At 34.7% G+C, this 23,791-nt stretch carries 22 protein-coding genes; 20 read left to right on the top strand and 2 right to left on the bottom strand.

Features of this window, described 5'->3' with window-relative positions:
- Positions 1-25: 25 nt before the first annotated feature.
- Together BZG01_RS18155 and pheS are read left to right on the top strand one after the other, a co-directional pair.
- Positions 26-850, top strand: coding sequence for a peptidylprolyl isomerase (locus BZG01_RS18155; RefSeq protein ID WP_101311264.1), 825 nt, complete (start codon positions 26-28; stop codon positions 848-850).
- A gap of 120 nt (positions 851-970) precedes the next feature.
- The gene (gene pheS, locus BZG01_RS18150) at positions 971-1,993 is read left to right on the top strand and encodes a phenylalanine--tRNA ligase subunit alpha (RefSeq protein WP_101311263.1); all 1,023 of its coding nucleotides are present in this window, start codon (positions 971-973) and stop codon (positions 1,991-1,993) included.
- Positions 1,994-2,177: 184 nt separating this feature from the next.
- Here pheS and BZG01_RS18145 read toward each other — a convergent pair whose 3' ends face one another.
- Positions 2,178-2,597, bottom strand: coding sequence for an OsmC family protein (locus tag BZG01_RS18145; RefSeq protein ID WP_101311262.1), 420 nt, complete (start codon positions 2,595-2,597; stop codon positions 2,178-2,180).
- 303 nt (positions 2,598-2,900) lie between these two features.
- On the opposite strand from BZG01_RS18145, the gene BZG01_RS18140 reads away from it, so the two are divergent.
- A complete protein-coding gene (locus BZG01_RS18140) occupies positions 2,901-3,605 on the top strand; it encodes a Crp/Fnr family transcriptional regulator (protein WP_101311261.1) in 705 nt (234 codons plus the stop codon).
- A gap of 173 nt (positions 3,606-3,778) precedes the next feature.
- Here the strand turns inward: BZG01_RS18140 and BZG01_RS18135 are convergent, their stop codons facing one another.
- Complete coding sequence (locus tag BZG01_RS18135) at positions 3,779-4,120, bottom strand: hypothetical protein (RefSeq protein WP_101311260.1); 342 nt, start codon at positions 4,118-4,120, stop codon at positions 3,779-3,781.
- 187 nt (positions 4,121-4,307) lie between these two features.
- Between BZG01_RS18135 and BZG01_RS18130 the strand changes: the two genes are divergently transcribed.
- The 17 genes from BZG01_RS18130 to BZG01_RS18055 all read left to right on the top strand — a co-directional run bounded on the left by BZG01_RS18130 (position 4,308) and on the right by BZG01_RS18055 (position 23,778).
- Positions 4,308-4,505, top strand: coding sequence for an HTH domain-containing protein (locus BZG01_RS18130; protein ID WP_101311259.1), 198 nt, complete (start codon positions 4,308-4,310; stop codon positions 4,503-4,505).
- A 272-nt stretch (positions 4,506-4,777) separates the two neighbouring features.
- A complete protein-coding gene (locus BZG01_RS21640) occupies positions 4,778-4,924 on the top strand; it encodes a hypothetical protein (RefSeq protein WP_180327384.1) in 147 nt (48 codons plus the stop codon).
- 84 nt (positions 4,925-5,008) lie between these two features.
- Positions 5,009-6,235 (top strand): radical SAM peptide maturase, encoded by a 1,227-nt coding sequence (locus tag BZG01_RS18125; RefSeq protein ID WP_101311258.1) that lies wholly within the window; start codon positions 5,009-5,011, stop codon positions 6,233-6,235.
- Complete coding sequence (locus tag BZG01_RS18120) at positions 6,225-7,370, top strand: hypothetical protein (protein ID WP_101311257.1); 1,146 nt, start codon at positions 6,225-6,227, stop codon at positions 7,368-7,370. The genes BZG01_RS18125 and BZG01_RS18120 overlap by 11 nt, the downstream gene beginning before the upstream one ends.
- Before the next feature lie 19 nt (positions 7,371-7,389).
- Complete coding sequence (locus tag BZG01_RS18115) at positions 7,390-9,702, top strand: TonB-dependent receptor (protein ID WP_101311256.1); 2,313 nt, start codon at positions 7,390-7,392, stop codon at positions 9,700-9,702.
- Positions 9,703-9,884: 182 nt separating this feature from the next.
- A complete protein-coding gene (locus BZG01_RS18110) occupies positions 9,885-12,092 on the top strand; it encodes a peptidase domain-containing ABC transporter (RefSeq protein ID WP_101311272.1) in 2,208 nt (735 codons plus the stop codon).
- Positions 12,093-12,146: 54 nt separating this feature from the next.
- Positions 12,147-12,530, top strand: coding sequence for a GxxExxY protein (locus tag BZG01_RS18105; protein WP_101311255.1), 384 nt, complete (start codon positions 12,147-12,149; stop codon positions 12,528-12,530).
- Between the two features lie 33 nt (positions 12,531-12,563).
- Entirely contained in the window at positions 12,564-13,862 is a 1,299-nt protein-coding gene (locus BZG01_RS18100; protein ID WP_101311254.1) for an HlyD family secretion protein, read from the top strand.
- A gap of 76 nt (positions 13,863-13,938) precedes the next feature.
- On the top strand, positions 13,939-14,886 hold the full coding sequence (locus tag BZG01_RS18095) for an ROK family protein (RefSeq protein WP_101311253.1): 948 nt from the start codon (positions 13,939-13,941) through the stop codon (positions 14,884-14,886).
- A gap of 48 nt (positions 14,887-14,934) precedes the next feature.
- Positions 14,935-15,924, top strand: coding sequence for a DUF3187 family protein (locus BZG01_RS18090; protein WP_101311252.1), 990 nt, complete (start codon positions 14,935-14,937; stop codon positions 15,922-15,924).
- Between the two features lie 20 nt (positions 15,925-15,944).
- Positions 15,945-16,313 (top strand): YccF domain-containing protein, encoded by a 369-nt coding sequence (locus tag BZG01_RS18085; RefSeq protein ID WP_101311251.1) that lies wholly within the window; start codon positions 15,945-15,947, stop codon positions 16,311-16,313.
- Positions 16,314-16,684: 371 nt separating this feature from the next.
- On the top strand, positions 16,685-18,178 hold the full coding sequence (locus BZG01_RS18080; protein WP_101311250.1) for a lipopolysaccharide biosynthesis protein: 1,494 nt from the start codon (positions 16,685-16,687) through the stop codon (positions 18,176-18,178).
- 191 nt (positions 18,179-18,369) lie between these two features.
- A complete protein-coding gene (gene dut, locus BZG01_RS18075; protein WP_101311249.1) occupies positions 18,370-18,804 on the top strand; it encodes a dUTP diphosphatase in 435 nt (144 codons plus the stop codon).
- Positions 18,805-18,907: 103 nt separating this feature from the next.
- A complete protein-coding gene (locus tag BZG01_RS18070; RefSeq protein ID WP_101311248.1) occupies positions 18,908-19,912 on the top strand; it encodes a sugar phosphate nucleotidyltransferase in 1,005 nt (334 codons plus the stop codon).
- Between the two features lie 6 nt (positions 19,913-19,918).
- A complete protein-coding gene (locus BZG01_RS18065) occupies positions 19,919-21,691 on the top strand; it encodes a tetratricopeptide repeat protein (RefSeq protein ID WP_101311247.1) in 1,773 nt (590 codons plus the stop codon).
- Positions 21,681-22,544 carry a lipoprotein insertase outer membrane protein LolB1 gene (gene lolB1, locus BZG01_RS18060; RefSeq protein ID WP_101311246.1) on the top strand — a complete coding sequence of 288 codons (864 nt, stop codon included), beginning with the start codon at positions 21,681-21,683 and terminating at the stop codon, positions 22,542-22,544. The genes BZG01_RS18065 and lolB1 overlap by 11 nt, the downstream gene beginning before the upstream one ends.
- A 7-nt stretch (positions 22,545-22,551) precedes the next feature.
- A complete protein-coding gene (locus BZG01_RS18055) occupies positions 22,552-23,778 on the top strand; it encodes a murein hydrolase activator EnvC family protein (RefSeq protein ID WP_101311245.1) in 1,227 nt (408 codons plus the stop codon).
- The last annotated feature ends 13 nt before the right edge of the window (positions 23,779-23,791 follow it).

Raw genomic sequence — 23,791 nt, 5'->3', positions numbered from 1 at the left:
TCCAAATTTAAAAAGATATCGTTGAATGAAATTTGGTAAGAAAGTCCTATTTGGAATTACAATTCTGCTATTAACGAACCTGTCATTTGGACAAACCACCAACTCAATCATTTTAATAGAGACCAATATGGGCAATATTAAATTGATGTTGTATAAGGAAACCCCAAAACACCGGCAAAACTTTCTGCAACTGATAGAAAACGGTCATTTCGATGGCACGCTGTTTTATCGGGTGATTAAAGGTTTTGTGGCTCAGGGCGGATCGCAGGATTCCAGAAATGCACCGGCAGGAAAAATGATTGGTTACGGCAGTTCGAACAGAACCATCGAATCTGAATTTAATCCTAAATACTTTCATAAAAAGGGTGCAATTGCTGCACCAAGAAAGCCGGATAAGGTAAATATTTTTAAGGAATCGGATATTTCTCAGTTCTATATTGCTCATGGAAAGGTATTTACGGATGAGGAATTGACTCTGATGGAAAAAGAAGTGAATGTTCCTTTGCGAAAGCGAATCGTAAAAAGGTTTTTAACTTCAAGTAAAAGAGCTGTTTTGGATTCCTTAAAAAAGGCCGGTAAGGTAGAAGAGTTTAGAGTTATTGCGAAAACAATTAAGGAGTCGATAGAATTCGAATACAATAGTTCCAAAGAACGACTGGAATTCTCTGAGGCTCGTCGTAAAGCTTACACAACGGTCGGCGGAGTTCCGCATCTTGATGGTAATTACACTGTTTTTGGGGAAGTGATAGAAGGATTCGATGTTTTGGATAAGATTGTAGATTTGGAAACAGATGCAAATGACAGGCCTTTTCAGGATGTAGAAATGAAGGTGAAAATCTTAGAATACTAAATAATTTCAGGATCGATTTAAATTATTAAGGAATCTTAAGGCTAAAATAGAATCCTCAGTAACAAGGAGAAAAAACTTTTTGTAACTTTGCCGACTATCGGATTTCAAAAGATTAAAAATATGTTAGACAAAATAAAGAATTTACTGGAGGAGCTGAATTCATTTTCAGCAACTACAATAGAGGAAGTTGAACAATTTAGAATCAAACACCTTAGTAAAAAAGGGAGTATTGCAGTTTTGTTTGCAGATTTTAAAGATGTTCCAAACGATCAGAAAAAAGCTGTAGGACAAGCTCTTAATGAACTGAAGACAACTGCTTTGGATAAAGTAAATTCTTTGAAAGATAGTTTCACCAATCTTGATTTTGGAAAATCAGGTTTGGATTTGACTTTATCAGGTGATCCGGTTAAGTTGGGTTCGCGCCATCCGCTTTCTTTGGTGAAAAATGAAATCACAGAGATCTTCTCCCGTTTGGGATTTACTATTTCTGAAGGTCCGGAGATTGAAGATGACTGGCATAACTTTTCAGCTTTAAATTTCCCGGAAGAACATCCTGCCCGCGATATGCAGGATACTTTCTTTATTGAGAAAAACCCGGATGTAATTTTGCGTACTCATACCTCTTCGGTTCAGGCGCACGATATGTCTGAAATGGAATTGCCGATTCGTTGTTTAACGCCAGGCCGGGTTTTCCGTAACGAAGCTATTTCGGCGCGTGCTCATTGTATTTTCCATCAAATTGAGTGTTTGTACATCGATGAGAACGTTTCATTTGCCGATTTAAAACAAACACTGACTTATTTCGCAAAGGAATTTTTTGGAGAGAAAACGGAAATCAGATTAAGACCATCCTATTTCCCGTTTACCGAGCCATCGGCTGAGGTTGATGTTACTTGTTCACTTTGTGGCGGAAAGGGCTGTAATGTGTGCAAAGGAACTGGTTGGTTAGAGATTTTGGGTTGCGGTATGGTTGATCCGAATGTTTTGGAATTAAACGGAATCGACAATAAAAAATACACAGGCTTTGCATTGGGAATGGGAATTGAAAGAATCACCATGCTGAAATACGGCATTAAAGACCTTCGTTTGTTCTTTGAGAACGACATTCGCTTCCTTGAGCAGTTTTCAGCTGCAGGATTCTAGAAAATAGATATAAGATTTTAGATGTGAAACTTGAGATCGTCTAACACGATAAAAACAAAAAAGTGCCTTTCCTTGCGGGAGGCACTTTTTTTATTTTGTGGACTTTCCAGACTTTTTACTCTTCGACTCTTTGACCGTTTGACTTTTCGACTATTCCAGACTTTTCTAGACCTTTCCAGACTTTTTACTCTTCATGATAGATAATCTCTGATGTAACAGGAATCACCTGTTTGTACAAAGCACTTACTCCACATTGCGATTCTTCGGATATTTTAACCGCCCGCTCCAATTTTTTATGGGGAAGATCCTTACCAAAGAATTCGTAAGTAATGTGCATGTTTTTATAGTAGGTGGGTTGAGTTTCGGTTAGCTCTCCTTCTACTGATACTTTAATATCCCGGATGTCAAGCCTCATTTTTTTCGCAATTAACGCCGTATCAATGCCCGTACATCCCGCCAAAGCGGTCAGCATTAGCTTCTTTGGACGGAATCCTTTGTCTTCACCGCCCACTTCGGTACCGGCGTCGGTAATCATTTTATGACCATCCATATTGGTTTCGTAGGCGAGGTTTCCCAGCCACGATAGTTCAACTTTGTGTTTCATATGTTTATAATTTTAAGTTTTTGCCATATGTAACTTACCATATAATCATCTCCCTGTGTATGAAAAATTTTGTACATGGACGTTTCATAATTGCTGTGTATTTAGTCTTTTTACCTTTTGGATAAGTAAAACTTAAATTTGTATATTTGACCTGATTACAAATTGAAAGTGATTTGTAATAAAAGTAGGAAAAACCCTTCGAAACAAATAATTTTTTTAATGAGTTTGTCAGGTGTTGAAGTCCTGCCACAAGGAATTATTATTGAATTAGTAGTATTGATTTCAGTTTAATATGATTTTTTAATGAAGCAGAATCCAATTCTTCCAAATTGCAATCAATTAGCCGAGAAATTCGGTGAAAAATTTCAAAATTTGAAGGTAGAAGATATGAATCTTTTATTTTGGGGTGAAGATGTTCATTTCTATAAAAGAGGCAGTATTATTTATTCTGAGGGCGATTCCGCGAAAGGATGCTACTTTCTTTTTTCGGGTGTTTTAAAAGTATTTAAAACAGGTATGGAAGGGAAAGAGCAAATCATTCGTTTTGCGAAGCCTGGTGACTTAATCGGTTTTCGTTCTGTGTTGAGTCAGGAGCGGGCATGCACTTCTGCTAAAGTGATCGAAGATGCCATTGTATGTTTTATCCCAGGTAATGTTTTAACCAAACTAATTCAGGAAAACTCTAATTTTGCAATGGAATTAATTCAACTTACATGCAAAGAATTGGATGAAGCAAATGATTACATTACTGATATTGCTCAAAAAACGGTACGTGAACGCTTAGCAGAGATTTTAATTCAATTGGAAACAGCTTTTGGATTGACCGAGGATGGTACGCTTAAAATTGCTCTTACGCGCGAAGAATTGGCCAATATGGTAGGAACAGCAACCGAATCGGTGATCCGTTTGTTGTCCGAATTTAAATCCGATCAGTTAATAGAATTAAACGGACGAAAAATTAAAATACTAAATACCAAAGCACTTAAAAAAGTCGGCGGAATCTTGTAAAGTCTGCCTGCAATAATATTTCAACCCCATCTGGTTCGTCCGGATGGGGTTTTTTAATATTATTTTTTTAGAGAAGTATTTGGTATCCGGAAATATGATTAATACTGATTTTTCTGTCACTGTTAAACTATAACGGGCTGTTCAATTAACATTAATTTGCATTTTTATTTGGGTTATTTCGATAGGATGTTTACTTTCATAGGGCTTTCTACTATTAAATTAGTAAAATGAAAAAATTCCAAAACAAATACCGCATCCCCTCGGCCCGCGCCTTGTGATGGAATTATTCCAACGAAGGCAGCTATCTTGTGACCATTTGCAGCCATAACAGGCAGTGGTTTTTTGGTTCTATTACTGATCAGAAAATGGAATTGTCTGAAATTGGCAAGCTGGCTCAACAATTTTGGTTCGGGATTTCCAATCATTTCCCATTTGTAAAATGACACGCATTTGTGGTGATGCCCAATCATGTGCACGGCATTATCGAAATATCGAATGCCGTAGAGACGTTGCATGCAACGTCAGTACACAATGCCGGCAGAATCAATGTATGTACGTGATGAAATATTTATAATAGATAGGCATTTTACATTGTAGTTTAAGTAGTTGTGAACTGTTTCACATATTTTAACAATTTAAAGGGTTACCTTTTCTTTTTTTGCGGAATTAAGTAGTGAAGTAATTAACCGAATCACAGCCGAAATGAATATTACCCAAAATAAGGAATTAATGGAAAGAGTGATGCTGCTCGCAAAGAATAAATCAACAGGTACTCCAAATGAACTATCTGATAAACTGGGTGTTTCGGAGCGAAATCTGTATCGGATTTTAGATAGTATAAAGGACTTGGGTATTGCTATTTCGTATTCTAGAACGCTTCAAAGCTATATCTTAGAATGATTACAAATTAACAGTATTTTCAAAAAAGTGTAAATATTAAGAACTCCCTGCCATTTTTGGCAGGGAACTTATTTAATTTAGTACTGTTTAAATTAATAATGCGCATTATTAGTTAAGTCGCTCCGGAATAAGTAAACAAATATCCGTTCTCACCCGGAACGACTCTGGTAGCTAGGCTACATTTTGCAAGAGCAAAACTACCTAAACGAGATGACCTGTGCAATTGGCGCTTGTGGAGGGAATGGGCTATTGCCAATCTAATAAGTAGAAGTATGAATACTATTAAATTAACAGAACTTACAGTTAGGGAATTAGAAGATGTAAAAGGTGGCATACATGATCGTGATGCTTCACCTGATGATCATTGTTTATGTAATGGAAATGATATTGATGGTTGTATTAAAAGCGCTGATGCTTAGGATGTAATTAATTTTTATAAGAAGGCTGTTGGATTTGGATGTAGTATTCGGAACCAATAGCCTTTTTTCTCTAATTATGTATTTATGAATAATGTGGATGAGATTTTAATGAGAAAAACAATAAATTTTAATGGAAGAATTTCGAAAGAACAAATTAAAAGATCAATTGATAATACTTATCTGATTAATTTCGATGTAACCGAAAAATGCAATCTAAGGTGCGAATATTGTGGTTTTGGTCCATTATACAGTAATAAGGGTGAAAGAGAGCAAAGAAGTTTAAATGTAAACTATGCATATAAGCTAATTGATTTTGTATTTGAAAATTTTAGAAAAAACGAACGATTGGCTAAGGATAGAGTTGTATATATTGGTTTTTATGGGGGAGAACCTTTATTGTGCATGGATTTGATAAAGAAAATTGTTGAATATGCCGAAATTTCTCGTGATTTAAGTATCTCCTTGCGTTTCGCCCTAACTACTAATGGTACACTTCTAAAAAAGCATGCAGCGTATCTTGTGCAAAATAATTTTAGATTATTGCTTAGTCTGGATGGAAATAAGATTCATAATAGTTATAGGGTTTATCCAAATGGTAAGGAGTCTTTTGATGTAGTAAAATCAAATATCGATTTTCTTCAGAGGAACTACACAAGCTATTTTAAAAGCCAAGTACATTTCAATTCTGTTATTCATCGAAGAAATGATGTCTCTGCTGTAAAAGAATTTATATCAATCGAATATGATAAGATACCTGCAACACCATCTGTTAGTGAAACTGGGGTCGAAGAGTGTATGGTGAATGAGTTTAAAAATATTTGCAAAGAAAGTAGAAGTGATATCAGTATTAATAATGTTTATAAATATATTAAACAGATGGATGGTGTTGTCTATGCAAATTACTCAGATCTAATTTTTACAAAATCACAAAATGAAAGTCGTTATCCAACAGCTACTTGTATACCTTTTTCAAAAAAAATTCATATGAGTGTTGATGGATTGCTGTTTCCATGTGAGAAAACATCTCGAAATTATAAATTTGGATGTGTAACAGAAGAAGGAGTGCAAATTTTTTATGAAGATATAGTTAAAGAAGTCAATAAGAGGTATGATGAAATTCAAAAATTGTGCAATGCATGTGAACAAAAATTGTTTTGTCAATTGTGCATTTTTTCAGCGTTAGAACCGGCAGAATTAACCAAATGTCCAAATTTCTCGAAAGAGGTAATTTCAGAAGGTGTGTTTTTAGAAAAATTTAGAAACGATCCCAAGTTGTATAAATATTTAATTGACGAGTATTATGTGTTCTAAATATAGATTTTTTGTTTTGTTTCAGTTTATTTATGTAAAAAAAATCGAAAATAGAATATTTCTATATAATACCTTTACTAATAATAAGTATGAAATTTTAGAGCCAGAAATTATTAAGAATTTTGAAATTAGCCTAAAACTATATAATGCTGCTTTTCAGATTAATAAAATTAATACGGCTTATTGTCAAAATTTGGTTAATGAGGGATTTGGTGAAATTATTGAAGATGAAAAAGATTTATTTATTCCTCTTAGATCTTGTCTCAAAATTGAAAACAACAAATCAATTATTCAAAGAGATGAACCATTAATTATTTTGAAACAATTATTAAGCAACGTATTGGAGTTTTCTTTCATAATGAGTGACATTTACAATAAATCTCAGCATGAACGTCAATATTTTTTTAGTTGTGATAATTTAGAAGACGATAGTAATCGGATTTTTGATAAAATTAAATATCTCTTAAATAATGACAATTTATTCCCTCGTTTACAAAGTGTAAATATTTATACTAAAAAAATAGAGGAAATTGAACTTATTCTAGGACTAATAAAGAATAGGAATATTATTAGGTTTCATATACCGATAGAATTATATTTGTCTGCAAGGGTAGCTTTTAATGAGTATAATACTACGGTTTATTTAGAAAGAAAAGATGAATTGGAAAGTATAGGTGATTTGTTAAATAATCATAGATATGTTATTTGTATCGAGGACGTTAATTCGATAGTGCCATATAATAGCTTGATAACTTATAAGCCAAGATTTAAGGATAACTTGGTGTTTTTCCAGGATAATATTTTTCTAAGTGAATATGATATTGTTAATCAAAAACATAAGGTTCATGAAATTATTAAGAATGGAGTGATTAATTCCTATGATTTTGGTAAAATATTTATCGATATTAAAGGTAACTATGGGACAAATATGTTTTCTGAATCTATTGGTAACTTTTTTGAGAATGATATAAAGGATAATTTTCTTGAATGTTATAAATCAAATGAATCTACTTGGTTTTTGACTAGATCTAAAGTTGAGCCTTGTAGTAATTGCAATTATTGTGATTTATGTCCTCCTATTTCAGGATTGGAATTCATATTGGATAAATTCAATCTCTGTCAGGAAATTAATTAAGAATTTAAATATTATTTTTATGTGTAAAACTCTCAATATTTTTATTGTTTTTATAGTTCTTATAAATTTTAATTTTTCAGCTACTGCAACAAATAATAAGAAAATAATTAGTGGTAAGATATTAACTGATAAAAATTGGGCGATTGAATTTGCTAATATTGCTTTGTTTCGTGATTCATCTTTGGTAACAGGTACAGTGTCGGACTTTAATGGTAACTATAAGTTTGAAATAGATGAGTTTGGAGAGTACATTTTAAAAATATCCCATATAAATTATGCTCCGTATTCTGAATCTATAAATATCAATAGCAAACAATTAAATTCAATTGTACTTCTAGAAGTCAAAAATAATTTGGAGGAAGTAACAATAAAAGCGGATAAACCTATTCATGAAAAAGGTATTAGAGAAGATATTTTTAATATCTCCAAAAACATGCGCGATAGGTCTGGTAATGTTCGCGAATTGTTAATACAAATTCCTACGCTATATGCTGATCGAGAGAATAATATAACAGTAGAAGGAGACGGAAATGTTCTAGTAATGGTAAATGGCAGGCGGTATTATGATACAAACCCTCTTGATTTATTGGCACCAGAACAAATTAAAAAAATTACTGTAAGTACAACACCCGCGGTGGATATTGTGAACGAGGGATTTACTTCTGTTGTTAATATTTTATTGAAACAGGAGAAAAAGCATAGTATTAATGGAAATTTTGATTATGTTTTTCCTAATAAATTATTAAATCAAGTTAGTGGTGCAGTAAGTTTATATAAAGGGAAATGGCGTATGTTTGGTGGGTACAAATTGTATAGCCAAACTAGCCCATATACTAGCGAGCAATATATTAATGAGAAGGGAAGCCTCGACACTTTATATAAGCTTGCAAATAACACAATTGCCCCAAGACACCGACAACAATATTTCGGAGGTGCTGATTTATTTTTAAATGATAAAAATTCAATAGGAGTTGCTGCTAATTTGAAAAGCCTGCATCGACGGGAAATTTTTAATGAATGGAGTCATAAAAATAGTGATTTAGTATCAAACTCTATGGGGCAGGATCACACGGATTATTCAAATTTGCAAGTTTCTGGATTTTACCAGAATAAATCTCAGGATGATAAAAAACAAGTAATATTTGAGATTTTACATTCTCGGTTTTTTCAGGATAAGGACGCCAATTTTTCAGATTATTCTTATCCAACAAATAATGCTACTTTAAGATTTGATTCAACGTTGCTTGATAGAAATAGTGTAAATGCAAAGCTTAAATTTAGTTTGGAACTTGGAAACAGTGCTAAGTTTACTTTTGGAGCGAATTACTATAATGAGAATTCAGATAATGATATTCAAAGTTATAATTCCAAGCACAAAGTGGATTATTCTATTGGTAGAACAACTGTTTTTGCAGACTATTCAAACGAGAAAAACAAATTATCTTACTGGCTGGGCTTAGGCTATGAGTACAATAATAGAAAAGTTAATGAATACAACGAAGCAAATTATGAATTTTATCCAAATGCAGGTGTATCTTATTCATTTACAAAAAAATTATCTACAACCATTTCTTACCAAAAAATAATACAACATCCTACTATTTATCAGTTGGATCCTTTCGAATACATTAATGGTTTATCCAAAATATCAAAAGGTAATGCAAAGCTATCAGACTATTATTCTCACTCAATAAACCTAGCTACTCGTTATCGTTGGAAACGGAGTTACATAAAGGCTGATCTTTTTTATTGTAAAACGAAAGATGGAATTAGTTCTGTATCTACTCTTAGTAGCTACGATAATCAGGTTAATAGCTATGAAAATATTGCATCGTATAAAAAAATTGGGATTAAACTCAATTTATCTCTGCGCCCCTATGAATGGCTATTATTTGGAACAAGAACTGCCATTTATCGTGAAAAATTGGAAGATTTGGATTATAAAGACGATATTGTTACAGCAGATATTTTATCATATGTATCTTTGTATTTACCTAAAAACTTTGTGGTGTTTGTACACTATTTTAATCATCCTGATGAACTTATATATAATGGTAAGTTAGCAAATCCGGAATCTTTCAATTATGGCATTTCAAAATACTTTTTTAACAAGCGATTTGAGTTATGTGCAAATTTTTCGAACCAGTTTTTTCCTTATGAAACTACAAGAGAGTACCGAAGTGGTAATTCTTTAAGCAAAACGATTACAAAACGAGACATGCGGACTGTAATGTTTTCTTTATTTTATAATTTCTCAAGTAAAAAGCGAATGGAAAAAAAAGCAAGGAATCAAATAAAGTGGGAGGAACAGGGAAAAGAGGATGTGATTTAGTTTAAATATCCGAAAACGCAAGTAAGCTTATATATTAATTCATGTGAAGTTTTATTGGTTCTGTTTACTTGGACACTTTATGATGTATCGTTAAATATGAGATTTTATTCCTTTTAGTCCATTCCAACAATTTTCCCTATTTTTAGCTTGACGATAATAAATTGACTAACTACCATTCTGCCTTGAAGAAAAAATTTCCCCATTTCCGCCAATTGGATGCCATGGATTGTGGCCCGACTTGCCTGCGCATGATAGCCGCTCACTTTGGTAAAAACTTCAGTCTACAGTCCTTACGCGACAAATCGCACATTACCCGTGAGGGAGTTTCGATGCTGGGCATTGCCGATGCGGCTGAAAGTATTGGTTTGCGAACCATGGGCGTTCGCATTAGCTACGAGCAGTTACAGGATGATGCTACGCTTCCGGCTATTTGCCATTGGGGGCAAAATCATTTTGTGGTAGTGCACAAAATCGAGGTGAAAAAGAAGACAACTACGGTTCATGTTGCCGATCCGGCATCCGGTTTGCTAAAATTTACCAAAGAGGAATTTATAAAGTCGTGGGCAAGTACACAAAGTCAGGGGGAATTGAAAGGATTGTGTTTGTTGGTGGAAACCACACCCGATTTTTACGCTCAGGGCGACGAGGATCTTTCTCATAAAAAGAGTTTCACTTTTTTGCTTCAATATTTGAGACCTTACAAGAAATTTTTGGTGCAGTTGGCATTGGGTATGTTGTTTGGCAGTATGCTGCAATTAATTTTTCCATTCCTTACCCAATCCATTGTCGATGTAGGTATCAATACGCAAAATCTGAGTTTTATCTATTTGGTTTTAATTGCCCAATTGGTACTGTTCATATCCCGAATGTCGGTGGAATTCATCCGAAGCTGGATACTTTTACACATCTCAACACGAATAAACATTTCACTAATATCCGACTTTTTAATCAAGTTAATGAAGTTGCCCATTGGCTTTTTCGATATTAAAATGATCGGTGATTTATTGCAGCGGATACAGGATCATACCCGAATCGAAAGTTTCCTGACATCATCAACCTTAAGCATCCTGTTTTCGATGGTCAATCTGGTGATTTTTGGAATTATTTTGGCGATTTATGACATACAAATCTTTTTTGTTTTTGCAGTGGGATCGGTTTTGTATCTAATATGGGTGAATCTTTTTCTACGAAAACGAAGAGAATTGGATGGAAAACGATTCGCTCAGTTATCGAACAATCAAAATTCATTGGTTCAGTTAATTACCGGAATGCAGGAAATTAAGCTGAACAACTGCGAGAAACAAAAGCGTTGGGAGTGGGAGCAAATACAGGCTGAATTGTTTAAGGTGAGAACCAAAGGTCTGGCTTTGAATCAGTATCAGGTATCAGGTTCCATTTTCTTCAACGAAACAAAGAACATTATCATCACTTTTTTGGCGGCCAAATCGGTATTGGATGGAGGCATGACCTTGGGTATGATGTTGGCTGTGTCTTACATTATTGGTCAATTGAATTCCCCGCTCGACAATCTGGTTCAGTTCATTCATTCGTGGCAGGATGCTAAAATTTCTCTCGAGCGATTGGGTGAAATTCACGAGATGAAAGAGGAAGAAATGCCAAATGAGGATCGTTTAACAGAAATTCCTGAAGAAAAGGCGATTGATATTGAAAAGGTATTCTTTCAGTACGAAGGGCCACATTCCGAAATGGTTTTGGATGATGTTAATTTGAAGATAGAGGATGGAAAAACAACAGCAATAGTAGGTGCATCGGGTAGTGGAAAAACGACTTTAATTAAGCTGATGCTGGGATTTTATCCCACTACAAAAGGACGGATTTCCTTGGGTGGAGTTACTCTCGAAAATTACAGTTCATCGATGTGGCGGCAAAATTGCGGGGTGGTGATGCAGGATGGGTTTATTTTTTCGGATACCATCGCCAGAAATATTGCCGTTGGTGATGAGTTCATCGATAAAAAGAGATTGTTGTATGCGGTTCAGGTTGCCTGCATCGATATGTTTATAGAAAGTTTGCCATTGCGCTACAACACGCGGATTGGCGCCAATGGTCACGGTTTAAGTCAAGGACAAAAGCAACGTGTTTTAATTGCACGGGCAGTTTATAAAAACCCTGAATTTTTGTTCTTTGATGAGGCAACCAATGCCTTGGATGCCAACAACGAAAAGGCAATCATGAACAATTTGGAGGAATTCAATAAGGGAAGAACTGTAGTAGTTGTTGCCCACCGATTGAGTACAGTTCGAAGTGCCGACAAAATTATTGTTCTGGATAAAGGAAAGATTGTTGAGGAAGGAACTCATGCTGATTTAACAAAATTGAAGGGAGCTTATTATCAGTTGGTGAAAAATCAGCTGGAACTCGGCAATTAATGGACGCAGATAAATATGATATTTATGATTTGCACTGATTTTCATTAAAAAGAAATGAATTATATACATTCGGAAATAACGGGACTTATCTTAAAGGCATTTTTTAATGTTTACAATGAGTTGGGTTATGGTTTTTTAGAAAAAGTTTATGAGCGGGCAATGGTACTAGAACTAGAACACCTAGACTTGGAAGTGGAAGAGCAAAAGAGAATTACAGTTTTTTATAAAGATGAAAAGGTAGGTGATTATTTTGCTGATTTGATTATTAATGACCAAGTAATTATTGAACTAAAAGCAGTGGAGAGAATTGCCCCAGAGCATGAGGTTCAGCTAGTAAATTACTTAAAAGCGACTAATATTGAGGTGGGCTTACTTCTTAATTTTGGTGCAAAACCACAATATAAAAGAAAAGTGTTCACAAAAAATTATCATATTTAATCATATTTTTCAGCGCAATCAGCGTCTAGTCTTATGGATAAGGATACAAACATAGAATTACGGTCAGATGAAGTAAAGGAGATTTTGCAGCGAATGCCCAATTGGATCATTCGAAGCGGAACAACGCTTTTCTTTGTCGTTATTTTTGCTCTGCTGATTGGCAGTTGGTTCTTTCGTTATCCGGATATTATTCATTCCAAATTGGTTCTTACTACCTTAAATCCGCCTGCCGAATTGGTTGCCCGATCATCGGGACAAATTCAAAATCTGTATGTTTCAGATAATCAGGAAGTGAAAAAGGGAGAGCTTTTGGCCATTATCGAAAATCCTGCAGTTAATGATGATGTGTTCGTTTTAAAAACAAAAATGAACGAGTTTCATGAACATCTTACAGGTGTGGATGGCATTAAATCAAATTTGTTGGAAGGTAATTTTCGTTTGGGAGAAATTCAATCGTACTACAATGGGTTTTTAAAATCATATGCTGATTATCAGCGTTTTTTCGATTTGGATTATTACGATCGAAAAATAGAATCTTACAAGGATAAAATCAGTAAATACAATTTGTATTATGACCGGCAGTATCAACAAAAAGTAATTTCTGAAAGTGAATTAGCGATATCAAAAAAGCAATTTCTTCGCGATTCATCTTTATTTATCCGGGGTGTAATTTCGCAGTCCGATTTCCAAAATGCACGTAAAAAATTTCTGGAACAGAGCTATGCTTTTCATGGTACCCGTTCTTCACTTGCGTCTACACAAATTAGTATCTCAGAAGTAAATCAGCAAATTATAGATTTGGAATTAAAAAAGGAGAATGAACGAAAGGACTTACAGAATCTGCTTGTTCAATCATTCGATAATCTAAAGGCTCAAATCAACATTTGGGAACAAAAGTATGTATTAATCACGCCTATTGATGGAAAGGTTAGTTTCAACCGGTTTTACAGCTCCAATCAAAATGTTAAGACTGGAGAAAGGGTTTTCACTGTTTTGCCTTCAGATTCCACTAAAATTATTGCCAGAGTTGAATTAGGAGTGCAGGGAGCGGGCAAGGTTAAAATAGGACAGCGGGTGAATATAAAACTTGATAATTATCCTTATCTTGAATACGGGATGTTGGAAGGTACCATTCGATCCATATCAAAAGTGCCGGAGGATCAGAAATACAGTTTGGACGTTGATTTTCCTAAAGGCTTGGTTACCAATTATGGAATTGAGTTGGATTTTGCACAGCAGATTGAAGGTCAGGCTGAAATAATTACAGAAGATCTTCGTCTGTTGCAACGTATTTTTAATCCGATTCGATCATTAATTAAAGACCGTTTGTAACTTCATTAAAGAAAATTGATCCGGTACGGATTGGTTTTTTTCCCATGCAATACATTTTGATACAAAAACAATTGATATGCAAAAGCTGGCTGTTGGTATAGATATTGGCGGAACAAATACGGTTTTTGGTTTGGTCGATAAAAAAGGAAATATTCTTGCTGAAGATTTCATTTTCACAAAGAAATATTTAATATTTCAAGCATTTATAGATGAATTATGTGATAGAATTCAGTCTCTTGCTGAGAAATTGAATTGTGAGTTGGTAGGAATAGGAGTAGGTGCTCCAAATGCGAATTATTTGGATCAATGCATTCAGAATGCCTCGAACCTGCCATGGAAAGGGAAGTTTGAACTCGGTAAACTTTTGAGTCAAAAAATTAGAGTTCCTGTTTTTGTTACAAATGATGCCAATGCATCTGCCATGGCTGAGATGTTGTTTGGAGGTGCTGTTGGTATGAAAAACTTTATGGTTTTAACATTAGGAACAGGATTAGGATCGGGCATCGTTGTTAACGGGGAGTTGGTGCATGGCCATTCTGGTTTAGCCGGAGAAATGGGACATATGATTGTACGTCCTGAAGGTCGGCATTGCGGTTGCGGAAGATTGGGTTGTCTGGAGACTTATGTATCTGCAACAGGAATTAAAAGAACTGTGAGTAAATTATTCGCAAAATTTTCTTATTCAAGTGAATTGAGAAATATTCCCTTCAATAGAATGAGTGCCAGAAGATTAGCTTCGGAAGCTTATTCTGGGGATCAAATTGCAATTGAAGCCTTTGAATTTACGGGTAAAATTCTTGGAATTGCTTTGGCGAATGTAATTGCTTTGAACAATCCGGAAGCCATATTTTTGTCTGGAGGATTATCTAAAGCCGGCAATTTAATTTTAAAGCCAACACAATACCATATGGAACAGAATTTATTATCTGTTTTTCAAGAAAAAACGCAGTTAAAGCTGTCCTCTGTTGAAGGAAATTCAGGTGTATTGGGTTCAGCAGCACTCGTATGGAAAGTTGTTGAATAATTTGTAGATTTGATCCAGTTGATCAAATTAATCAGGCCGGGAATATTCATGAGAAGCTTAGCAGTATTTTTTTTTGAAATTGTTTTACTTACTAATTGCGCTCTTGGTCAGAAATTGGTGAAACCTTTTCAAACTCATAACCAAAGCCCTTTGGTTCATTTTTTCGGGATTCCGACCAACCCAGGAGGCTCAATTCCAGAGAAAAATTCTTTTTGGTTCGGTAACTATTTTAGTATTGCTAATAATGCTACAAGTGGTCAAATCAATGAAGAAGCCATTTATCTGGATGGAGAGATGTATAGAAATGAACTATTTCTAAATTACGGTCTGCTTTCTAAACTGGAAGTCGGTATCGTTATTCCGGTAGTTAAACATTCGAGTGGAGTTATGGATTCTTTTATTAGTAATTGGCACGATGCGTTTAACTTACCAGGGAAATCAAGGGAAGTTATGCCAGCATACAATTTAAATTACTTTTTCATGGAAGAAGAGGAGATAGTTTTCGAAATGAATGAAAGTAAACTTAGTTTTGGAGATATTAGTTTTTCTTTGGGAACACCCATTATACAAAGTCCAAACCACGATCTCTCTTTTCGCACTTTCGTGAAGTTACCAACCGGAAATAAAACAAATTTAGTAGGTAGTGGAACCAGTGATTTTGGATTCCAAATAACAGGAATGCTTAATTCAACTCCTAAAAGGAAAGAGTTTTCCTTTTACTATTCAGGAGGTTATTTAAGAATTGGCAAAGGTGCATTACTGGAAAACAAAGTAACCCGCAATGTTGGTTTTGGAAGTTTTGGTCTGGCTTTTAATGCGAATGATAATTGGTATTTCAAGTCTCAACTCGATTTTCACACAAGTTTGTATGAAAAATCATATACTAAACAATTAGGGAAAGCATCTGCACAATTAGTTCTCGGACTGGATTATTTTGTTGCAAAAGATGTAGCTGTTTCGCTTGGCTTTGTTGAGGATATCATTGTTAATACAGCACCTGATTTTGTTCTTCAGATGGGAGTATCATATCAGTTTTAATATTTATAAAGCAAATATTTATGAGTTTAATTGGCAATATTATTTGGATAATTTTCGGAGGAATTTTCATTTTCCTGGAATATATTATCAGTGGTTTACTAATGTGCTTAACGATTGTTGGAATACCATTTGGCTTGAAAATCATACAGTTATCTGTATTGGGATTGGCTCCATTCGGGCAAAAGGTGGTGTACAACGAGCATGCCGGGGGATGCTTAAGTATTCTTTTAAATGTAATCTGGATTTTTATTGGGGGATTGTGGATTGCTGTAACTCATTTGTTATTTGCGCTGTTATTTGCCATCACAATAATTGGGATTCCATTTGCAGTTCAGCATGTTAAGCTAGCAGGTTTTGCATTAACTCCATTTGGGAAAAGTATTCGTTAGTGCCTGCTAAAAATACAAACGCCTATAAAAAAGAAGAATCCTGACCGAGAGGTCAGGATTTTCACAAAATACTTAAACAACAAACACTAACATAAACGTTCCTTAACGCGTATGTCAACAAAAGTGGAAAAAATATTCGGGATAAAAAAGTATTTGGTAAGCTTATAAGACTCAAATTATCAAATATTTCCATCGAAATCGTTTGTGTGCCCCTTATTTATTTTTGATATAAATACCGAACGATCTTTTTCTCCCCAAATAAACAAATTGCTCCACGTGGAACATCTATGAATTCATTTTCAGATACTTTAGGAAAATGAAAAATAAAATTATCATATATTTGCCAATTCTAATACACTAATTTACTTGATTTGAATCCTCTTAAAAAGCTTGCCGGAGAAACAGTCATTTATGGAGTAAGTTCCATCTTGGGCCGATTGCTTAATTGGTTGCTTGTGCCGCTGTATACCAGTTTATTTATTCCCGAAGATTATGGGATTGTTACGAATCTTATGTCGTATGTTGCAATATTACTGGTTGTTTTAACCTATGGCATGGAAACAGGGTACTTTCGGTTCGCAAGTCAAGAGAAGGAGGGCGATAGTACCTTTTCAACGGGTTTTATTTCTTTAATTGCAACAAGTATTTTGTTCTTGATTATTATTGCGTGTTTTTTAAATCCGCTCGCTGTTTTTTTCGAAATTCCTGCAAACAAGAGCTTTATTATACTACTTGCACTTACATTGGGGTTTGATGCTACAACAGCTTTGCCATTTGCAAAATTACGCAAGGAGAACCGAGCGGTTCGTTATGCGGGACTAAAGCTGATCAATATTGGAGTTAATTTGGGAATAAACCTCTTCTTTTTACTCTTGTGTCCATGGATTTATAATAACTATCCTCAAATTCCAATCACTATAATATGGAATTCTGAATTTGGAATAGGTTATATTTTTCTGGCCATATTTGTTTCCAGCTTCATAAATTTGCTGTTACTGCTTCCAGACATATTAAAGGTTCAATTAAAGTTAGATCGAAAATTACTCATTAAAATTCTAATCTATTCTTCACCTATCTTAGTGGTAAGCATATGTGGAACACTCAATATTAATTTAGATAAAATGATAATGCCGGAGTTGATTCCGGAATCACAAAATCCTTTGTATCAAACAGGAATTTACGGAGCAAATTACAAGCTGGCAGTTATCATGACTCTATTTATACAGGCTTTTCGATATTCTTTCGAGCCATTTTTCTTTTCTCAGGCAAAAGAGCAGAACTCAAAGCAGGTGTATGCCGATGTGTTAAAATACTTCGTAATACTTGGTCTTATCATTTTTCTTGGAGTGATGTTCTATCTTGATATTGTTAAGATCTTAATTGATTCCCGTTATCATGAAGGACTGGGAATTGTACCGTACGTACTTCTGGCAAATTTATTTTTTGGAATATTTTTCTCTTTATCTTTGTGGTACAAGCTAACCGACAACACTCGGTTTGGTGCCTACATAGCTATTATAGGCGTTGTAATTACTATAGTTTTGAATATTCTGCTTGTTCCAATATTCGGGTATATGGGGGCGGCATATTCAGTTCTTGCCTGCTTTTTAGTAATAACTGTAATATCCTATATCGCAGGTCAGAAATACTATCCTGTGCCATACGATTTAAAGGGAATACTTTTTTATCTGTTGCTTGCAACAACTATTTTTGCAATCAGTACTTATTTTAACCCAGAAAACCAATGGCTGAAAATGGCTGAAAAAACTCCATTGTTATTGCTTTTTATGATTGTATTTATTCAAAAAGAGCGATTGTGGAGTTCTTTGGGAAGGATAGTTGGTATAAACAGGAAAAGGAAGTAATCAAGATCTATTATCAACCTTTCATAAGAGTTTTGAAAAATGTATCTTAGCCACTCGAAAAAAAAATGAAATATTCTTCAAGCAATTGTCATTTATATGGAACGCCCATGACAAGGAATTTTGAGACACAGGAGGATGATTATTCCAGCATGGTAAGTTCCATCTGACTATAAAATAAAAAATATAAACAGATGAAAGTAAAAATAGTTAACAAATCGAAGCACGACTTACCTAAATACAGTACAGAATTATCTGCAGGTATGGATCTTAGAGCAAATCTGGACGAACCGGTATTATTAGAATCACTGGAACGTAAATTAATAAAAACAGGATTGTTTATTGAATTACCTGCCGGATACGAAGCTCAAATTCGGCCTCGTTCAGGTATGGCTCTAAAAGAAGGGATTACTGTGTTAAATACACCAGGAACTATTGATGCTGATTACCGTGGTGAAATAGGAGTAATTCTTGCAAATCTTTCGAATCGTGTGGTGGAGATTAAAGATGGAGATAGAATTTGTCAGATGGTTGTTGCGGCTCATGAAACAGTAAGGTGGGAACCGGTTGAGGATTTAGAAACATCAGAAAGAGGTGCCGGAGGATTCGGACATACAGGAAAATCCTAATGCGTTAAAAATTATTAATTTGGATCAAAACAAATTGTAAAAGGGTACATTTGATCCGTTTTTTAGTTATTTTACAATTCACTACTACTAGATATTTTAACAGATGAAAATAATTGTTCCAATGGCAGGAATGGGGAAACGCATGCGTCCTCATACTTTAACGGTTCCAAAACCTTTAATTCCAATTGCAGGCAAGCCTATTGTTCAGCGTCTTGTCGAGGAAATTGCAAAAGTTTCTGACGAAGCAATTGATGAAATAGCATTCATCATTGGCGATTTTGGCAAGGAAGTTGAAGAAAGATTATGCGGCATTGCTAAAAATATTGGTGCTAAAGCTAGCATTTACTATCAGGAAGAAGCATTGGGTACTGCTCATGCCATTTATTGCGCAGCACCTTCTTTATCCGACAAGGTTGTAGTTGCTTTCGCAGATACTTTGTTTAAAGCAGATTTTGTTTTGGATGCTGAGGCAGACAGTGTGATATGGGTACAAAAAGTTGAGGATCCTTCTGCTTTTGGGGTTGTTAAAATTGATGATGAGAATAACATTACGGATTTTATAGAGAAGCCAAAAAATTTCGTATCTGATTTAGCAATCATTGGGATTTACTATTTTAAAGATGGTGATAATCTGCGGGATGAATTGGAATACCTGCTGAAAAATAAGGTGCTGGTAAATGGGGAATATCAGCTTACAGATGCCTTGGAAAACATGAAGAACAAAGGACTTTCTTTTAAACCAGGGCAAGTTATAGAATGGATGGATTGTGGAAATAAAGATGCAACCGTTCATACAAATCAAAGAATACTGGAATACCACAAGAATGATGATTTGGTTTGTCCTTCGTCTTCAGCTGAAAATTCCATTATTATTCCTCCATGTTACATTGGAGAAAATGTAAAAATTAAGAATTCGGTAATTGGACCTCATGTTTCGGTGGGTGCAAATACAACAGTAAGTAATACTTTGGTTCGCAACTCAATCATTCAGCGCAACTCAAATCTTGAAAACTTAAACCTTGAAAATTCCATGATAGGTAATTATGTTGATGTTCAGGGTGAGGTTTCGGAATGGAATGTTGGAGATTTTGCGACCTTCTCAAAATAAAGATAGATGAAGGTGGGATGTAAATTTTGGATGGCAGTTCTTATCGGTTGTTTGGTGTCAGGCTCTGTTTTTGCAGGGGAAATTGTGCCAATGCTTAAAAAAGAGATAGTACAGAAAGAAGTAAAGTTAACAGAGGCGCAAAAATTAGAGTTCGATTTTGCTTTTGCGGAGGCAACGAAGGCTGTTTTGCTGCAGGAGTTGGATAAAGGGCTTTCTTTGTATGCAACTTGCCTTAAAATTGACCCGTCGAGTGCTGTTGTTCGTTACGAATTGGCGAATATTTATATGAGTCAGGAAGATTTGGGTAGTGCACTGGAGCTTTCCAGAGCAGCTGTTTCATTGCAGCCATTAAATATTTGGTATCAAATTCAGCTTGCAAATATTTACCAAAAAAAGGGGATGATGGATCAAGCTTGTGCTGTGTATGATGACTTGGTAAAATTACATCCGGAACGAAACGACTTTTATTATCTACAAGCCGCGATATTTGCTTCAGTAGAAAAATTTGATGAAGCCATAGAAGTCTATAATCGTTTAGAGAAAAAGGAGGGAATCCAGGAAGGGATCTCGTTGGAAAAAGAGCGCTTGTATCTTGCTGCAGGCAACAGAAAAATGGCCTATTCCGAAATTCAGAAGCTGATAAAAAAGAATCCTTACCGGGCTGATTTCTATGGAATGTTAGCCGATCTGTATACAGAGGACAAAGAAGAAGATAAAGCTTTTGAACAGTACGAAAAGATATTGAAAATTGATCCGGAAAATGGTTTGGTTCATTTTTATTTAGCGGATTTTTATCGAAGAAAAGGCGAAATTGAAAAAAGTAACGCTTCGCTTACAAAGGCTTTCAGAAATCCAGAAATTGAAGCGGATCAGAAAATTCAATTTTTAATTTCCATTCTGATGAATGGAAATAAAGAAGGCATGTCTGATGAGTATTTGAAAGAATTATTGGACATATTGGTTGAAGTTCATCCGGGACAAGTAAGAGTACATGCACTTTATGCTGATTTTCTTAGGAAAAGAAAAGATAATGAAGGCGCACGATATCACCTAAGGAAAGTGCTTGAAGAGGAAAAAACAAATTATGTAGTTTGGGAAGAATTGCTTTTAATAGATAATGAAATGTTGGATTTTGAAAGTATGTTTAATGAAAGCTCTGATGCATTAAAATATTTTCCGACCCAACCTCTTTTATACATCTTTAAAGGTGTTGCAGCAGCTCAAAAACAAGAGTACAAAACAGCTGTTGAAACATTGGAGGAGGGATTTTCTTATATTGGTGAAAATGTAAAGTTACGGGTTCAGTTTAAGACTTATTTAGGCGATGCATACTATCAAATGGGCGATGCGCAAAAAGCATTTAAAGCGTATGATGAGGTATTGTTGTTTGAGCCGCAAAATGTAATCGTGTTAAATAATTACAGCTATTATTTATCAGTTAAAGGGCAGGAACTTGAAAAAGCTAAAAAAATGAGTTCTCTTTGCATCAAAATTGAGGCCGAAAACTCTACTTATCTGGATACTCATGGATGGGTTTTATATCGAATGGGAGAATTTAAGGATGCTAAAAGTGTTTTGGAAAAAGCTTTGAAATTTGGAGGGGGAGAATCTGCTGTAATTGTGGAGCATTATGGTGATATTCTTTTTCGTTTAGGAGAGAATGAAAAGGCTCTTGAAGAGTGGAAAAAAGCAATTGAAATTGGTGAAGGTTCAGTGTATCTGGCCGAAAAAATAAAGACAGGTAGTATTCCTGAAGAGAAGGAACAAAATGAGCAATAGAAAATATTCAAAAACTGTTGTAAGGGCTCTGATCGTTATCATTGCCCTTTTTCAGTTTTCCTGTAAATCATTTTATGAGTTAGGTGTTGAGAAGGCAAAACCAATCTCCGACAATAGGCTGTATAATGGACTAATAGATAGTAGTTTAAATTATAAAAGTATATATGTAAAACGTTTTTCGGCAAGCTTTTCAGTTGATGGCATAAGCAAAAGTTTTAAAGGTTCTATTAAAATAGAAAAGGATAGTATTATTTGGATCGATATTACTGCTTCGGTTGGGATACCGGTAGCGCGGCTACTCATTACACCTGATTCTGTAAAGATGATCGATAGACTTAAGAAAACCTATTTCATTGATGACTTTGGGTTCTTTTCGGACAAACTAAATATGGATTTGGATTTTTATTCTTTCCAAAGTATACTTACCAATTCAATTTTTAGAGTCGACAATGAAGAGAAGGAAAAAGCTTTTATTCGATCCTTTGATGGAAAAATAATTGACAACAAGTATGTTTTTATATCTGATAAAGCGAGAAAGATTGATCGAAAATTAAAAAAGGATAAGCTGGAAAAATTAAATAGGTTTAATTATCAAAGAGTAGATATCGATCCTTCTTTAATGAGAATTACAGATATATTGGTAAAAGAATTTGATGCTGCAAGGGATATTACGATTAAGTATCGGGATTTCACTGTTTTTGAAAACAGGAAGTTTCCTCAACGATTGGCTTTTGAAGTAAAGGATCCAAAACATTTATTATCTTGTAATATTAAATTTAATAAGGTGACATTTAGTGAAGATCTGCGCTTTTCGTTTACAATACCGGACAAATACGATCAAATTTATCCATAAAACCACTATGGGAATTAACAAATTAACGTGTAATAAAATATTTTATTTAGTAATTGCTCTTCTGTTTTTATCATCAGTAGATGCTTTTTCTCAGCATGATATTTCTACTCTTAAAAAACGAAAAGAGCAAAATTCTAAAGATATAGCGTATACCAATAGTCTTCTTTCCAACACTTTGAAGAATAAGAATGTAACGTTGGGGCAATTAAACCTTCTAAACCAAAGAATAAAGTCCAGACAAGCTTTGATTCAGTCCATTGAAAATGAAATTTCTTACATCAATTCTCAGATAAGTAAAATTAATGCTGATGTTAAGGATTTGGAAGATGAATTGAATAAGCTGAAGCAACAGTACGCAAAGGTGATTCAATACGCATACAAGCAAAGAAATTCACACGAAAAACTGATGTTTTTATTGTCATCGAAAGATTTTAACCAAGCTTATAAACGATATAAGTATCTTCAGCAATTTTCGGAATACAGCAAAGAACAAGGCAAGCAGATTGGTTCCAGGAAAGATTCTCTGAATGCAAACATGCTTCGTTTAAAAACGGCAAAGAGTGAAAAAGTTGTTTTGCTATCCGATAAAACAAAGGAAAGTCAAAGTTTAGCTCAAGAGAAATCTCAACAATCTGAGATTATTTCAAAATTGAAAAAGCGTGAGAAACAACTTAGGGATGATTTAAGGAAACAACAGCAGTATACTAAAAAGCTGGAAAAAGAAATTCAGAAAATCATCGAAAATCAGGCTAAACTGGCCGCCAGGAAAAACAGCGGAGGAGGCAAATATGGTTTAACTCCAGAGGAAAAAGTTCTTTCAGAATCATTTGATCAAAATAAGGGAAAGCTTCCCTGGCCAACACAAACTGGTTTTATATCTGAAAAATTCGGAGAGCACAAACATGCAGTACTTAAGCATGTTAATGTTCGAAACGATGGTGTAAATATAACGACTGACAGCAATGCCGAATGTCGCTCAATTTTTAAAGGGGAAGTCACACACATTCTTTCAATGCCTGGTCTTAATAATGTAATCATTATTCGTCATGGTGAGTTTTTCTCAGTTTATTCAAACCTTTCTTCAGTTACTGTGAAAAAAGGTGACACAGTTACTTCAAAAGAGAAAATTGGTGTGGTGTATACCGATCAGGCACAAAGCCAAACTGTTCTTAAATTCCAATTATGGAAAGGGAGTACGAAATTGGATCCTTCTTTGTGGTTGTATCGGAATTAACTCTTTTACGTAG

Origin of the sequence: Labilibaculum manganireducens (assembly GCF_002843385.1) — a bacterium.
Taxonomy (GTDB): Bacteria; Bacteroidota; Bacteroidia; order Bacteroidales; family Marinifilaceae; genus Labilibaculum; species Labilibaculum manganireducens.
This window is presented reverse-complemented; position numbering and strand designations above follow the sequence as displayed.